This is a genomic window from Pseudoxanthomonas sp. J35 (genome assembly GCF_000513995.1).
Lineage (GTDB): Bacteria > Pseudomonadota > Gammaproteobacteria > Xanthomonadales > Xanthomonadaceae > Pseudoxanthomonas.
Window position 1 is genome coordinate 188,925 of record NZ_AZVB01000001.1, and the last position, 12,918, is coordinate 201,842.

Below are 12,918 nucleotides of genomic sequence, written 5' to 3' on the forward strand. Positions count from 1 at the left end.
TCCTGCATACGGACCCCTACGTGCCCTACGACCCCCTCGCGACCGTCGCCCCCGACATCCACGAGCGCGCCCGCCGCATCGGCCTGGTGTGCCTGGACGTGGACGGCACCCTGACCGACGGCCGCCTGTATTTCGACAGCGCCGGCAACGAGATGAAGTCCTTCAGCGTGCTCGACGGCCAGGGCCTGGTGCAGCTGCGCCGGTTCGGCTTCCAGGTCGCGCTGATCACCGCGCGGCCCAGCCTGGTGGCGCAGAAGCGCGGCGCGGACCTGGGGCTGGAAACGCACATTGGCGTGCTCGACAAGCTGGCCTGCATGGACGAGCTGATCGCCCGGCACGGCCTGTCGCGCGAGCAGACCTGCTTCGTCGGCGACGACCTGCCCGACCTGGACTGCCTGCGCGCCGTCGGCCTGGCGGTGGCGCCGGCCACCGCGCATCCGTGGATCGCCGAGATCGTGCACTGGCGCACCCGCGCCAACGCCGGCGAAGGCGCGGTCCGCGAGGTCTGCGACGTGCTGCTGGCCGCGCAGGGCCACGTCGGCGACATCCTCGCCGGCGGCCACGGCGCGCGCGACGGACGTCGCGCATGAGCTGGCGCACCGTCCTCGGCCTGGTCCTGCTGGCCGCTGCCATTGTCAGCGGCTGGTCGGCCTGGCGCATGCGCGATCGCGGCGCCGCCCCCGTCGAGGCCGGGCAGCGTTCCGACTACGTGCTGCGCGACTTCGAAATGGTCACCCTGTCCCGCGAAGGCACCGAATCCGTGCGCCTGAAGGCACCGGAACTGCAGCGCAGCCGCGAGGACGAGAGCCTGGCGATCACCGAGCCGGTGTTCCTGGTCCCCGCGCACGAAGGCATGTGGCGGCTCAGCGCCGACCGCGGCTGGGTGGCGCCGGGCGGCGACCTGGCCCGCCTCGAGGGCAATGTCGCCGGCGACGGCGAAGGCGACAATCCCTCGCAGGTGTCCCTGCGCACCGGATGGCTGGAACTGCTCCCGGACACCCACCAGGCGCGCACCGGCGACCGCGTCACCCTGACCCAGCCGGGTATCATCCAGACCGGCGTCGGCATGGAAGCCGACCTCCGCAACCGCAATTACCGCCTGCTTTCCCAAGTCAAGGTCCGTTATGAGCTCTCCAAGCGCTAGAGGGACCGCACTGGCCCTGGCCTGCCTGCTGCTGGTCCCCGGGCTGGCCGCGGCCCGTTCCGCCGACCGCAACCAGCCGATGGACCTCGAGTCGGACCACCAGGACTGCAACGTCGCCGACGAGAACAGCAAGTGCGTGTTCTCCGGCAACGTGATCATCCGCCAGGGCACCCTGGACGTGCGCGCCTCGCGCGCCGAGGTGCTGCGCCGCGGCGGCGACGTCGACCAGGTAGTGCTCACCGGCAAGCAGGCCACCATGCGCCAGGAGCTGGACGACGGCACGATGATGAACGCACGCGCCGACCGCATCGTCTACGAGCCGCGCAAGGAGATCCTGACCCTGACCGGCAACTTCAGGATCGAGTCGCCGCGCGGCAGCAACAGCGGCCAGCGCATGGTCTACAACATGGCCACCGGGCAGATGCAGAGCGGCGGCGACGGCACCCGCGTGCGCACGGTGATCCAGCCGCGCGCGCAGGCGCCGGCCAAGGACGGGGGCAACTGATGCTGGTCGCCGAGGGCCTGCGCAAGCGCTACCGCCAGCGCGAAGTGGTGCGCGAGTTCGGGCTGAGCCTGGACGCGGGCGAAGTGGTCGGCCTGCTCGGCCCCAACGGCGCCGGCAAGACCACCTGCTTCTACATGATCGTCGGCCTGGTGGCCGCCGACGCCGGGCGCATCGTGCTCGACGGCCGCGACATCACCGGCGAGCCCATGTACACCCGCGCGCGCCTGGGCGTGGGCTACCTGCCGCAGGAAGCCTCGGTGTTCCGCAAGCTCACCGTGGCCGACAACCTGCGCCTGGTCCTGCAGCTGCGCGAGGACCTGGACGGCGAAGGCATCGAGCGCGAGCTGTCCTCGCTGCTGGACGAACTGCAGATCGGCCACGTCGCCGACCAGCTCGGCGCCAGCCTGTCCGGCGGCGAGCGCCGCCGCTGCGAGATCGCCCGCGCCCTGGCCGCCAGGCCGCGCCTGATCCTGCTGGACGAACCCTTCGCCGGCGTCGACCCGATCTCGGTCGGCGAGATCCAGCGCATCGTCACCCACCTGAAGAACCGGGGCATCGGGGTCCTGATCACGGACCACAACGTCCGCGAGACCTTGGGAATCTGCGACCGGGCGTATATCCTGAACGAAGGAAGCGTGCTGGCGCAGGGGGCGCCGGACGCACTGCTGGCCAACCCGGACGTGCGCCGGGTGTACCTCGGGGACGCGTTCCGCCTGTAGTCCGCCCGCACCCCCGGCTGGCCGGCAGCCCATGGCACCCAACCTGGCAGGGACATGAAGGCACGGCTGCAGACATCGCTGGGACAGCACCTGGTCATGACGCCGCAGCTGCGCCAGGCCATCCGCCTGTTGCAGATGTCCACCCTCGAACTGCAGGCCGAGGTCACCCAGGCGATTGAGACCAACCCGCTGCTGGAGTGGTCCGAGGACGCAGGCTACGACGCCGCCGCGCCGGCCGACGGCTCGCCCCCGGGCGAGGGCGACGGCGACCGCGAACATGCCGACGGCGAGGCCGACGCGATCCGCGAGGCCACCGACGACTGGTCGCCCGACGAGGGCGGTGTCTGGGAAGGGAGTTCCGGCAGCGGCGGTGGCGGCGGCCAGGACGACGACCGCGAGGACGCCGCCGAGCGCATGGCCGAGCCGGAGAACCTTGCCGACCACCTGCTCTGGCAGCTGCACCTGTCGCACCTGTCCGAACGCGACCGCCGCATCGGCGCGGCGCTGATCGACGCCCTGGACGAGGACGGCTACCTGCGCGAGCCGCTGTCGGCGATCGCCGAGACCCTGCTGCCGGAAACCGTGGCCGACGAGGACGAGATCCTCACCGTGCTGCACCAGCTGCAGCGCTTCGACCCGGTCGGCGTGGCCGCGCGCAACCTCGGCGAATGCCTGCGCCTGCAGCTGGAAGTGCTGCCCGGATGCACGCCCGGCCGCGCCCTCGCCCTGCGCATCGTCGACGGCCCGCTGGAGCGCCTGCCGCGCAGCGGCGTGGCCGGCATCGCCCAGGAACTGCACGCCGCGGTCGACGAGGTCGAACAGGCGGTGCAGCTGGTGCGCTCGCTGGACCCGCGCCCGGGCAAGCAGATCGGCGAGGTGGAAACCGACGCCTACGTGATCCCCGACTGCGTGGTCTGGCGCCAGCGCGGCGTGTGGAAGGTGGCGCTGTCGCAGCAGGCGATGCCGAAGGTGTCGATCCACCGCGGCTACGAACAGATGATCCGCCGCTGCGGCGAAAGCGACGCCGGCTACCTGCGCACCCAGCTGCAGGAGGCGCGCTGGCTGCTGAAGAGCCTGGAGGCGCGCGGCGAGACCCTGCTGAAGGTGATGCGCTGCCTGCTGCGCATGCAGTCCGGCTTCCTCGAGTTCGGCGAACAGGCGCTGCGCCCGCTGACCCTGCGCGAGATCGCCGCGGAGATCGACCTGCACGAATCCACCGTTTCCCGCGCGATCGCGCGCAAGTACGTGCGCACCCCGCGCGGCACCCTGCCGCTCAAGGCTTTTTTCGCATCCGGCATCGACACCGAGGGCGGCGGCGAGGCGTCCAGCACCGCGATCCAGGCCATGATCCGCCGTCTCATCGAAGGGGAGAACCCGCGCAAGCCGTTGTCTGACGCCAAGCTGGCTGACCTGCTCAAGGAAGCTGGAATTCCGGTGGCGCGGCGGACCGTGGCGAAGTATCGTGAAGCCATGAACATTTCGGCTTCGCACGAGCGGGTCCGGATCGCCTGAATCGGATACCGCCCCCGGCGGAGCCGCCCACGCGGCAACGACCAGGAGGTACATGATGCGCATCGAAACCTACGGCCAGCAGCTGGAGATCACGCCCGCGCTGCAGGAATATGTCGAGAGCAAGCTGCAGCGCCTCGACCGCCATTTCGACCAGCCCATCGAGGTCCGCGTGCAGCTCGCCGTGAGCAAGCCCGACCACCGCGCCGAAGCCACCGTCACCGTCCCCGGCAGGACCATGCACGCCGACGCCGCCGGCGAGAACATGTACGCGGCCATCGACGTGCTCGCCGACAAGCTCAACCGCCTGATCCTAAAGCACAAGGAAAAGCAGCAGGACCGCCACGCCCCGCGGGCGGTGTCCGACGCCCTCTGACCCCGCTGGCGCGCCCGCCGGTGGCCCACGCGCCACCGGTTTGGGCGACAATGCGCGCACTTCCCAGCCGAGGCCAGGGCCGCATGAGGAACGCCAGCATCACCGCGCGCGAACTGTTCGAGCAGCAGCAGGAGAAACTCGGGCTGCGCTGGCTGGCCGGCCAGGGCGGTGGCAACCGCAGCATCGAATCCGGCGACACCAACGCCCGCCGCCCCTCGCTGGCCGGCTACCTCAACGCCGTCTACCCCAACAAGGTGCAGATCCTCGGCAGCGAGGAACTGGCCTGGCTCGATTCGCTGGACGCGCGCCTGCGCTGGGAAACCATCGAGAAGATCATCCAGTTCCGCCCGCTGGCGCTGGTGATCAGCAAGAACCAGTCCTGCCCCGAGGACCTGCGTACCGCCGCCGAGGAAAGCGACACCCCGCTGTGGGTCTCGCCCAAGCGCGGGCATGAACTGCTCAACCACCTCTCCTACCACCTGGCGCGCACGCTCGCACCGCGGGTCACCCTGCACGGGGTGTTCATGGAGATCTATTCGATCGGCGTGCTGATCACCGGCGAGGCCGGGTCGGGCAAGAGCGAGCTGGCGCTGGAACTGCTCAGCCGCGGCCACCGCCTGGTCGCCGATGACGCGCCGGAGTTCACCCAGATCGCGCCGGACGTGCTCGACGGCACCTGCCCGGAGCTGCTGCAGGACCTGCTGGAAGTGCGCGGACTGGGCGTGCTCAACGTGCGCGAGATGTTCGGCGACACCGCGGTGAAGAAGAACAAGTACCTGCGCCTGATCGTGCACCTGACCCGGCCGATGACCGAGCCCAACCCCCATGGCTACGAGCGCCTGACCGGCGATTCCGGCACCCGCCACGTGCTGGACCTGGACGTGCCACTGATCACCCTGCCGGTGATGCCGGGCCGCAACCTGGCGGTGCTCACGGAAGCCGCCACCCGCCTGCACATCCTGCGCACCAAGGGCATCGACCCGGCGGCGATGTTCATCGCCCGCCACAGCAGCCTGCTGGAGCGGCGCGGCTCATGAACGCCGGCCAGCCCGCCCTGGTGATCGTCAGCGGCCTGTCCGGCTCGGGCAAGTCGGTGGCGCTGAAGACCTTCGAGGACCTGGACTACTACTGCGCCGACAACCTGCCGGTGGACCTGCTGCCGGCGTTCGTGCGCAGCATGGTCAGCGCCGACGGCCTGCCCCAGCGGATGGCCGTGGGCATCGACGTGCGCAGCCGCAACAGCGACCTCACCCGCCTGGCCGAATGGCGCGCGATCGCCGACTCGCTGGGCGTGGACGCGCGCCTGCTGTTCTTCGAGGCCGGCGACGAGGTGCTGCTGCGCCGCTTCGCCGACACCCGCCGCCGCCACCCGCTGACCCGCCTGGGCCTGTCCCTGCCGGAAGCGCTGGCCCGCGAACGCGAGCTCACCGCGCCGCTGCGCGGCGAGGCCGACGCGGTGATCGACACCAGCGCGCTCAACGTGCACCAGCTGCGCCGCCTGGTGATCACCGGCTTCGCCCTGGAGCAGAGCCCGGGCCTGTCGCTGCTGTTCGAATCGTTCGCCTACAAGCGCGGGGTGCCGGAGGAAGCGGACTTCGTGTTCGACGCGCGGGTCCTGCCCAACCCGCACTGGCACCCCGACCTGCGCCCGCTCAGCGGCCGCGACGCCCGGGTCCGCGACTACCTGGACGCCGACCCCGAGGTGGCCACCTACGTGGCCCAGGTCTCGGGCTTCCTCGACACCTGGCTGCCGCGCCTGCGCAATGAGACCCGGGCCTACGTGACCGTGGCCTTCGGTTGCACCGGCGGCAAGCACCGCTCGGTCTACCTGGCCGAGCGCCTGGCCGCCCACGCCCGGGACCAGGGCTGGGAAGAGGTCGCGACCTACCACCGCGAGCAGGACTGACCGGCCGCCGGCGCGACCGGCGCCGTGGTACCGGTTCCAGACGCAAGGCCATGATCGGTAACACTGACGCCGGTCACGGGCGTCTGTTAACTTTCCACCATGGCCTGTGGCATCCTCCTGATCACCCATCCCGGCGTCGGCAGCGCGCTGCTGTCGGTGGCGACCACCCTCCTGCGCACCCTGCCGCTGCGGGCGGAAGCCTTCGAAGTCCCGTTCGACGCCGACCTCGACCAGTTGCTGCCCGCGGCTTCGGCGGCGCTGCGCCGGGTGGACCAGGGGGACGGTGTCCTCGTGCTTACCGACCTGTACGGCGCCAGCCCCAGCAACCTGGCGGCGAAGGTGGCCAGACTGGGAACGCCGGTACGGCGGGTGGCGGCGCTGAGCCTGCCGATGCTGCTGCGGGTAATGAACTATCCGGAACAGGGACTGGACGACCTGCCCGCCACCGCGGCGGCGGGCACGCGCAATGGAGCGATCATCGACGATGCTTGAACGTGAACTCACCGTCTCCAACCGCCTGGGCCTGCATGCCCGGGCCACCGCCAAGCTGGTGCAGGAGCTGGCTCCGTTCCGCTGCGCGGTGACCCTCCAGGCCAAGGGACGCGAGGTCAACGCGAAGAGCATCATGGGCGTGATGCTGCTGGCGGCCGGCCAGGGCACCCCGATCACCGTGCGTACCGAAGGCGAGGACGAGGCCGCCGCCATGGAGGCGATCACTTCGCTGTTCGAGCGGCGCTTCGACGAGGACGCCTGAACATGGTCGCGCCGGGCCACCACCGCGCTCGGCCGTCCTTCGTCGCGCCCTCCGTCGCCGGCACGGCGCTCCCCATCCCCCTCCAGGAGACAGACCGGTGAGGCAGGCCTTCGCCGGGCATGGCGCGTCCCGCGGCCTGGCCCTGGGCCGCGCCCGCGTGCGCCTGCCGCACGTGCTGGAGATCGCCGAACAGCACGTGCCCGCGGCCAAGGTCGCGGCCGAGGCGCAGCGCCTGCACGAGGCGCTCGAGGCCGCCCGTTCGGAAATGCGCGCGCTGCGGGTGAAACTGCAGGGCGCGCTGTCCAGGGAGGCGGTCGAGTTCATCGACCTGCACGCGCTGCTGCTGGACGACCCGGAGCTGGTGTCCGCGCTCGACGGCCTGGTCCGCAACGAGCACTACTCGGCCGCCTACGCGCTGCGCCTGCAGCGCGACCGCCTGGCCGCGGTGTTCGAATCGATGGACGACCCGTACCTGAAGAGCCGGCTGGACGACCTGGACCACGTCATCGGCCGGATCAACGCCCACCTGCACCGCCGCGAACCGGTGCCGCGCGGCACCGCCGGCGAGGTACTGGTCTGCGACAACGTCGCCCCGTCGGAGGTGGCGCAGCTGCTGGCCCAGGGCGTGGTCGCGATCGTCTCCTCCGGTGGCAGCCCGCTCTCGCACAGCGCGATCCTGGCCCGCAGCCTGCACCTGCCGCTGGTCGTGGGCGCGTCCGAGGCGCTGGCCCGGATCAACGACGGCGACGTTGTGATGGTCGACGGCGAGGCCGGCACGGTGGTGGTCGAGCCGGACGCCGAGGACCTGCGCCGCTACCACCGGCGCGAACAGCAGGAAGCGCGCGAACGCCGCGACCTGGAGCGCCTGCGCAGCAAGCCCACCCGCACCCTCGACGGCGTCGACATCGCCCTCCACGCCAACGCCGAGTCGCGCGAGGACGTCGGCCGCGCGCACGCGCTGGGCGCGGCCGGGGTCGGCCTGTTCCGCACCGAGTTCCTGTTCCTGCAGCGCAACGAGCTGCCGGACGAGGACGAACAGTTCCAAGTCTACCGCGATGCGGTGCTGGGCATGAGCGGGCGCCCGGTCACCTTCCGCACCCTGGACCTGGGCGCGGACAAGGCCGACCGCACCGGGCTGAGCCTGGCCAACGAGGACAACCCGGCGCTGGGCGTGCGCGGCGTGCGCCTGTCGCTGCTGTACGACCAGGTGTTCGACACCCAGCTGCGCGCCATCGCGCGCGCCGCCGCCTACGGGCCGGTGCGGGTGCTGGTGCCGATGGTCAGCTGCCGCGAGGAGGTGATGCTGGTGCGCCGCCGCCTCGCCCGCGCGGTGGCCGCGGTGCGCAAACAGGGCATCGCGGTGGAGATGCCGCCACTGGGCGCGATGATCGAGGTGCCGGCCGCGGCCATCGGCGTGTACGGCCTGCTCGACGCGGTCGACTTCATGTCGATCGGCACCAACGACCTGGTCCAGTACCTGCTGGCGGTGGACCGCAACAACGACGCCCTCGGCGACCTCTATTCGCCGTTGCACCCGGGGGTGCTGCGCCTGCTGGCGCACGTGATCCGCGCCGGCGAGGAATCGCGCACGCCGGTGGCGGTCTGCGGCGAGATCGCCGGCGACCCGCGGATGGCACCGCTGCTGCTGGCGCTGGGCCTGCGCGAGTTCAGCCTGCACCCGGCCACCCTGCTGGAGCTGCGCCGGGCCATCCGCGACTGCCGGCTGGAGCATCTGCGCGCGCAGGCAGGCAAACTGCTGCAGGCGCGCGACCGCAACGGGATCGAGCGCTGGCTGGCCGGGGCCATGGCCTGAGCCCGGACGTAACGAGTAACAGGGGGAACGTAACCGATGCTGCACCTGATCGACCCGGCCGTGCTCGGCCGGGAGGACGAGATACGCCGCGCTTTCGCCGGCGCACGCCCGTTCCGGCACTGCGTGATCGACGGATTCCTCGACGATGGTTTCGCCCGGCGCCTGCTCGAGCGCTTCCCGGCCTTCGAGCGCGGCAACCACCTCGACGAGGACGGCCGCCCCGGCGGCAAGTCCACCCACGACCGGCTGCGCGGGCTCGGCGAGGACTACGCCGCGCTGGACGACCTCGCGCGTTCGGAGGAGTTCCTCGCCCTGGTCGGCCGCATCACCGGCATCCCCGGCCTGCTCTACGACCCGATGTACTTCGGCGGCGGCACCCACGAGAACCGCCACGGCCAGGCACTGGACGTGCACGTCGACTTCAACCACCACCCGGCGACCGGCTGGCACCGGCGCCTGAACCTGATCGTCTACCTCAACCCGGACTGGCGGGCGGAATGGGGCGGCGCCCTGGAACTGCACCGCGACCCGTACGATGCGGCCAACGACGAGGTGGTCGAGGTCCTGCCGCTGTTCAACCGCTGCGTGATCTTCGAGACCACCGAGCACAGCTGGCACGGCTTCCGCCGCATCACCCTGCCACCGGAACACGCCGGCACCAGCCGCCGCTCGCTGGCGCTGTACTTCTACACCGAGGAGCGTCCGGCCGAGGAAACCGGCCCGACCCACTCGACCGTCTACGTCGACCGCGGCCTGCCCGACCGCTTCGTCGCCGGCTACACGCTCACCCGGGCCGACCGCGACGAGCTCGATGCGCTGGTCACCAACCAGACAGGCCACAACCGCCGCCTGTACCGGGAGATCGAACGCCTGCAGGCCGAACTGGAGCGCACCGCGCTCAACCGCCTGGCCGGCGCGCTGCGCCGGCGCTGGGCGCGCTACCGGGTGCGGCGCCAGCGACCGCAGTAGCCGCCCGGCGACGGCATGGGCGATAATGCGCGCATGAACGCCTGACCTGCCGCGCACCTCCACCGCGGCACCCCCGCCCGCCACTGGAGCCGCGCATGGCCGAAGCCGTCCGCCACGACAAGACCGCGCGCCAGCTGCGCATGCTGTCCGATGCGCTGGACAGCGGCCGCCTTGGCCCGGTGCGGCGGCTCGTCAACACCCTCTCCCCCGCCGAGATCGGCAACCTGCTCGAGTCGCTGCCGCCCGGCAAGCGCGAGGTGGTCTGGGGCCTGGTCGACCCGGAAGACGACGGCGAGGTGCTGCTGCACGTCGGCGACGAGGTGCGCGAGAGCCTCATCGCGGACATGGACCCGGACGAGCTGGTCGCCGCGGTCGAGGACCTGGACATCGACGACCTGGCCGACCTGGTCGAGGACCTGCCGGACACGGTCATCGACGAGGTCCTCAAGTCGATGGACCGCGAGAACCGCGAGCGCCTCGAACAGGTTCTCTCCTATCCGGAGGACACCGCCGGCCGCCTGATGAACCCGGACGTGGTCACCGTGCGCGCCGACGTCAACGTCGACGTGGTGCTGCGCTACCTGCGCCTGCGCGGCGAGCTGCCCGACCACACCGACCACCTGTACGTGGTCAGCCGCCGCCACCAGTACCTGGGCCGCGTGCCGCTGGCCGCGCTGGTGACCCACGAGGATTCGACCCCGATCAACCGCCTGATCGACGACGAGCAGCCGGCGATCGACGTGGGCGAAAGCGCGCAGGAAGTGGCGCGCAAGTTCTCCGACCACGACTGGGTCTCGGCGCCGGTGGTGGACGAGAACAACATCCTGCTCGGCCGCATCACCATCGACGACGTGGTCGACATCATCCGCGAGCAGGCCGAGCACCAGGCGCTGGGCGCCGCCGGCCTGGACGAGGACGAGGACCTGTTCTCGCCGGTGCGGCGCGCCGTGCGCGGCCGCGTGGTGTGGCTGGGCATCAACCTGTTCACCGCGTTCATGGCCGCCGGCGTGATCGGCCAGTTCGAGGCGACCCTGGAGAAGGTGGTCGCGCTGGCGGTGCTGATGCCGATCGTGGCCGGCATCGGCGGCAACGCCGCGGTTCAGGTGCTGACCCTGATGGTGCGCGGCCTGGCCCTGGGCCAGGTCGGCTCGAGCAACGCCAGCATCCTGATGTGGAAGGAAATCCGCGTCGCCCTGATCAACGGCGTGCTGATCGGCGGGATCGTCGGCGTGATCGCCTTCGTCTGGTTCCGCAGCCCGCTGCTGTCGCTGGTGATCGCGCTGGCGCTGGTGCTGAACTTCTGCGCCGCCGCCAGCGCCGGCGTGCTGCTGCCGCTGCTGCTGCGAAGGATGAACATCGACCCGGCGGTGGCCGGCACGGTGGTGGTCACCGCGGTCACCGACGTGATGGGCTTCTTCTGCTTCCTCGGCCTGGCCACGCTGATCCTGCTGCACTGAGGCCGGGGCGATGGAGCAGCTGGGCAAGGTCGCCGAATGGAACGGGGATCGCGGCTACGGTTTCATCCAGCCGCTCCAGGCCGACGCGCCGCGGGTGTTCTTCCATGTCCGCGAGTACCGCCAGGACGGGCGCCGCCCGGAAGCGGGCGAGCTGGTCCGCTACAGCGCCCGGCGCCAGGAGGACGGACGCTGGCGCGCCGACGCGGTGCGCCGCGCGGTCGCCCCGCGTCGCCCGGCGGCGACGCCACCAACCGGCTCCACGAAACGCACCGGCGGTGGCGACGCCTGGGCGGTGTGGCTGGCCGTGGCCGCGCACCTGGTCGCGCTGGGCTGGGCCTTGCAGTCCAGTCGCCTGCAGCCGCTGGTCCCGCTGGTGCTGCTGTGCCTGTGCTGCGTGGCATGGATCGCCTGCATCCTGGACAAGCAGGCGGCCCGGCACGGCCGCTGGCGCATCCCGGAGAGCACCCTGCACCTGCTGGAACTGCTCGGCGGCTGGCCCGGCGCCGCCGTGGCCCAGCAGGTCCTGCGCCACAAGACCCGCAAGCTGTCCTACCGGATCGGCTTCTGGCTGGCGGTGCTGGCGAACGCGGCGGTGTTCTGGGGCTGGGTGCTGGGCCTGTTCTGATCCCGTGCACGCCGCAGCGCCTATCCTGCCCCCGGTTCCAGACCAGGCCCGTCCCATGTTCCGGTGGTCCCTCCGTGTCCTGCTTGCCTGCCTGCCGAGCCTGCTGATGAGCGCCTGCGGTTCCACCCCTGCACCGTCCACGCTCCCGGCCGGCTTCGTCCAGCGCACACTCGAGTTCGAAGGCCGCAGCCAGCGTTACGCGGTGTTCGTGCCGGCACATGCGCCCGGCGCGAAGCTGCCGGTGGTGCTGTTCCTGCATGGCTCCGGCGAGCGCGGCGACGACGGCGACGCGCAGACCCGCGCCGGCCTCGGTCCGTACCTGCGCCGCCATGCCGATACCTTCCCCGCCCTGGTGGTGATGCCGCAGGTGGGCAAGGGCGAGGAGTGGATGGGCGACAACGCGCGCATGGCCCTGGCCGTGCTGGACGCGGCCAGCGCCGAGTTCGGCGGCGATCCCGATCGCACCTATGCCACCGGCATGTCGATGGGCGGCTATGGCACCTGGGAAGTGGCGCTGGCGGCGCCGCACCGCTTCGCCGCGCTGGTGCCGGTGTGCGGCGGCGTGCGCGCGCCGCGGGCCGAACGCCCCACCCTGCGCGTCACCGGAGTCGCCGGCCTGCCCGATCCCTACATCGCCCTGGCCACCCGCCTGCGCCACGTGCCGGCGTGGCTGTTCCATGGCGCGCTGGACGACGTGGTGCGACCCGACGACGATCGCCGCCTGCACGCCGCCGCCGGCGCCGTGGGCGCGGACTTCCGCTACACCGAATACCCCGAAGGCAACCACAACGCCTGGGACGCCACCTACGCCAGCCAGGCCATGTGGGACTGGCTGTTCGCACAGCGGCGCCCGGAGGAGACGCGATGACCGTACTGGTCGAGAACTATTTCCAGGTCGACTGGCGCAACCGCACGATCGAATGCGAGGCCTGCGAGTGGCGCGGCGACAGCCGGCAGATGAGCCTGGAACCGCACGAGGATCTCAGCGAGTACCTGTGCCCGCGCTGCGAGGACATCCTGCTGGTCGTCCGCCACCCGGACATCGACCAGGTGCGCGCCGCCGCCGCGGCCGGGCATCCGGAGGCGCTGGAGCAGCTGGCCCTGGTCGAGGAATACCTGCAGCGCGCGCAGGACTGATCCG

General features: G+C 71.4%; 16 protein-coding genes. All 16 read left to right on the forward strand.

Annotated elements, in window-relative coordinates:
- The first annotated feature begins 20 nt into the window (after positions 1-20).
- The 16 genes from PSEJ35_RS0100910 to PSEJ35_RS0100990 all read left to right on the forward strand — a co-directional run bounded on the left by PSEJ35_RS0100910 (position 21) and on the right by PSEJ35_RS0100990 (position 12,914).
- On the forward strand, positions 21-590 hold the full coding sequence (locus PSEJ35_RS0100910; protein ID WP_028916139.1) for an HAD hydrolase family protein: 570 nt from the start codon (positions 21-23) through the stop codon (positions 588-590).
- A complete protein-coding gene (gene lptC, locus PSEJ35_RS0100915; protein WP_028916140.1) occupies positions 587-1,144 on the forward strand; it encodes an LPS export ABC transporter periplasmic protein LptC in 558 nt (185 codons plus the stop codon). Before PSEJ35_RS0100910 ends, lptC begins: the two co-directional genes overlap by 4 nt.
- On the forward strand, positions 1,125-1,649 hold the full coding sequence (lptA, locus tag PSEJ35_RS0100920) for a lipopolysaccharide transport periplasmic protein LptA (RefSeq protein WP_028916141.1): 525 nt from the start codon (positions 1,125-1,127) through the stop codon (positions 1,647-1,649). The genes lptC and lptA overlap by 20 nt, the downstream gene beginning before the upstream one ends.
- On the forward strand, positions 1,649-2,368 hold the full coding sequence (lptB, locus tag PSEJ35_RS0100925) for an LPS export ABC transporter ATP-binding protein (RefSeq protein ID WP_024868186.1): 720 nt from the start codon (positions 1,649-1,651) through the stop codon (positions 2,366-2,368). Before lptA ends, lptB begins: the two co-directional genes overlap by 1 nt.
- A 54-nt stretch (positions 2,369-2,422) precedes the next feature.
- Positions 2,423-3,880: an RNA polymerase factor sigma-54 gene (locus PSEJ35_RS0100930; protein WP_028916142.1), complete on the forward strand. Its 1,458-nt coding sequence runs from the start codon at positions 2,423-2,425 to the stop codon at positions 3,878-3,880.
- Positions 3,881-3,935: 55 nt separating this feature from the next.
- Positions 3,936-4,253 carry a ribosome-associated translation inhibitor RaiA gene (gene raiA, locus PSEJ35_RS0100935; RefSeq protein WP_028916143.1) on the forward strand — a complete coding sequence of 106 codons (318 nt, stop codon included), beginning with the start codon at positions 3,936-3,938 and terminating at the stop codon, positions 4,251-4,253.
- Positions 4,254-4,336: 83 nt separating this feature from the next.
- Entirely contained in the window at positions 4,337-5,290 is a 954-nt protein-coding gene (hprK, locus tag PSEJ35_RS0100940) for an HPr(Ser) kinase/phosphatase (RefSeq protein ID WP_028916144.1), read from the forward strand.
- A complete protein-coding gene (rapZ, locus tag PSEJ35_RS0100945) occupies positions 5,287-6,159 on the forward strand; it encodes an RNase adapter RapZ (protein WP_028916145.1) in 873 nt (290 codons plus the stop codon). Before hprK ends, rapZ begins: the two co-directional genes overlap by 4 nt.
- Before the next feature lie 99 nt (positions 6,160-6,258).
- Entirely contained in the window at positions 6,259-6,651 is a 393-nt protein-coding gene (locus PSEJ35_RS0100950) for a PTS fructose IIA component family protein (RefSeq protein ID WP_028916146.1), read from the forward strand.
- Positions 6,644-6,913: an HPr family phosphocarrier protein gene (locus PSEJ35_RS0100955; RefSeq protein ID WP_024868180.1), complete on the forward strand. Its 270-nt coding sequence runs from the start codon at positions 6,644-6,646 to the stop codon at positions 6,911-6,913. The genes PSEJ35_RS0100950 and PSEJ35_RS0100955 overlap by 8 nt, the downstream gene beginning before the upstream one ends.
- 97 nt (positions 6,914-7,010) lie before the next feature.
- A complete protein-coding gene (gene ptsP / locus PSEJ35_RS0100965; RefSeq protein ID WP_028916147.1) occupies positions 7,011-8,726 on the forward strand; it encodes a phosphoenolpyruvate--protein phosphotransferase in 1,716 nt (571 codons plus the stop codon).
- Positions 8,727-8,762: 36 nt separating this feature from the next.
- Positions 8,763-9,695: a 2OG-Fe(II) oxygenase gene (locus tag PSEJ35_RS0100970; RefSeq protein ID WP_028916148.1), complete on the forward strand. Its 933-nt coding sequence runs from the start codon at positions 8,763-8,765 to the stop codon at positions 9,693-9,695.
- 95 nt (positions 9,696-9,790) lie between these two features.
- Entirely contained in the window at positions 9,791-11,152 is a 1,362-nt protein-coding gene (gene mgtE / locus PSEJ35_RS0100975; RefSeq protein WP_028916149.1) for a magnesium transporter, read from the forward strand.
- 10 nt (positions 11,153-11,162) lie between these two features.
- Positions 11,163-11,777 carry a DUF1294 domain-containing protein gene (locus PSEJ35_RS0100980; RefSeq protein WP_028916150.1) on the forward strand — a complete coding sequence of 205 codons (615 nt, stop codon included), beginning with the start codon at positions 11,163-11,165 and terminating at the stop codon, positions 11,775-11,777.
- Positions 11,778-11,883: 106 nt separating this feature from the next.
- Positions 11,884-12,645 carry a prolyl oligopeptidase family serine peptidase gene (locus PSEJ35_RS0100985; RefSeq protein ID WP_084635390.1) on the forward strand — a complete coding sequence of 254 codons (762 nt, stop codon included), beginning with the start codon at positions 11,884-11,886 and terminating at the stop codon, positions 12,643-12,645.
- Positions 12,642-12,914, forward strand: a complete 273-nt coding sequence (locus PSEJ35_RS0100990; RefSeq protein WP_028916152.1) for a hypothetical protein — start codon at positions 12,642-12,644, stop codon at positions 12,912-12,914. The genes PSEJ35_RS0100985 and PSEJ35_RS0100990 overlap by 4 nt, the downstream gene beginning before the upstream one ends.
- Positions 12,915-12,918 lie beyond the last annotated feature (4 nt).

What these genes read in the sequence shown, in the direction of transcription:
- lptB (WP_024868186.1), top strand. Translation starts at nt 1,649, where the DNA reads ATGCTGGTCGCCGAGGGCCTGCGCAAGCGCTACCGCCAGCGCGAAGTG.
- PSEJ35_RS0100980 (WP_028916150.1), top strand. Translation starts at nt 11,163, where the DNA reads ATGGAGCAGCTGGGCAAGGTCGCCGAATGGAACGGGGATCGCGGCTAC.
- lptA (WP_028916141.1), top strand. Translation starts at nt 1,125, where the DNA reads ATGAGCTCTCCAAGCGCTAGAGGGACCGCACTGGCCCTGGCCTGCCTG.
- hprK (WP_028916144.1), top strand. Translation starts at nt 4,337, where the DNA reads ATGAGGAACGCCAGCATCACCGCGCGCGAACTGTTCGAGCAGCAGCAG.
- mgtE (WP_028916149.1), top strand. Translation starts at nt 9,791, where the DNA reads ATGGCCGAAGCCGTCCGCCACGACAAGACCGCGCGCCAGCTGCGCATG.
- raiA (WP_028916143.1), top strand. Translation starts at nt 3,936, where the DNA reads ATGCGCATCGAAACCTACGGCCAGCAGCTGGAGATCACGCCCGCGCTG.
- lptC (WP_028916140.1), top strand. Translation starts at nt 587, where the DNA reads ATGAGCTGGCGCACCGTCCTCGGCCTGGTCCTGCTGGCCGCTGCCATT.
- PSEJ35_RS0100990 (WP_028916152.1), top strand. Translation starts at nt 12,642, where the DNA reads ATGACCGTACTGGTCGAGAACTATTTCCAGGTCGACTGGCGCAACCGC.
- PSEJ35_RS0100970 (WP_028916148.1), top strand. Translation starts at nt 8,763, where the DNA reads ATGCTGCACCTGATCGACCCGGCCGTGCTCGGCCGGGAGGACGAGATA.
- PSEJ35_RS0100955 (WP_024868180.1), top strand. Translation starts at nt 6,644, where the DNA reads ATGCTTGAACGTGAACTCACCGTCTCCAACCGCCTGGGCCTGCATGCC.
- PSEJ35_RS0100930 (WP_028916142.1), top strand. Translation starts at nt 2,423, where the DNA reads ATGAAGGCACGGCTGCAGACATCGCTGGGACAGCACCTGGTCATGACG.
- PSEJ35_RS0100950 (WP_028916146.1), top strand. Translation starts at nt 6,259, where the DNA reads ATGGCCTGTGGCATCCTCCTGATCACCCATCCCGGCGTCGGCAGCGCG.
- PSEJ35_RS0100985 (WP_084635390.1), top strand. Translation starts at nt 11,884, where the DNA reads ATGAGCGCCTGCGGTTCCACCCCTGCACCGTCCACGCTCCCGGCCGGC.
- rapZ (WP_028916145.1), top strand. Translation starts at nt 5,287, where the DNA reads ATGAACGCCGGCCAGCCCGCCCTGGTGATCGTCAGCGGCCTGTCCGGC.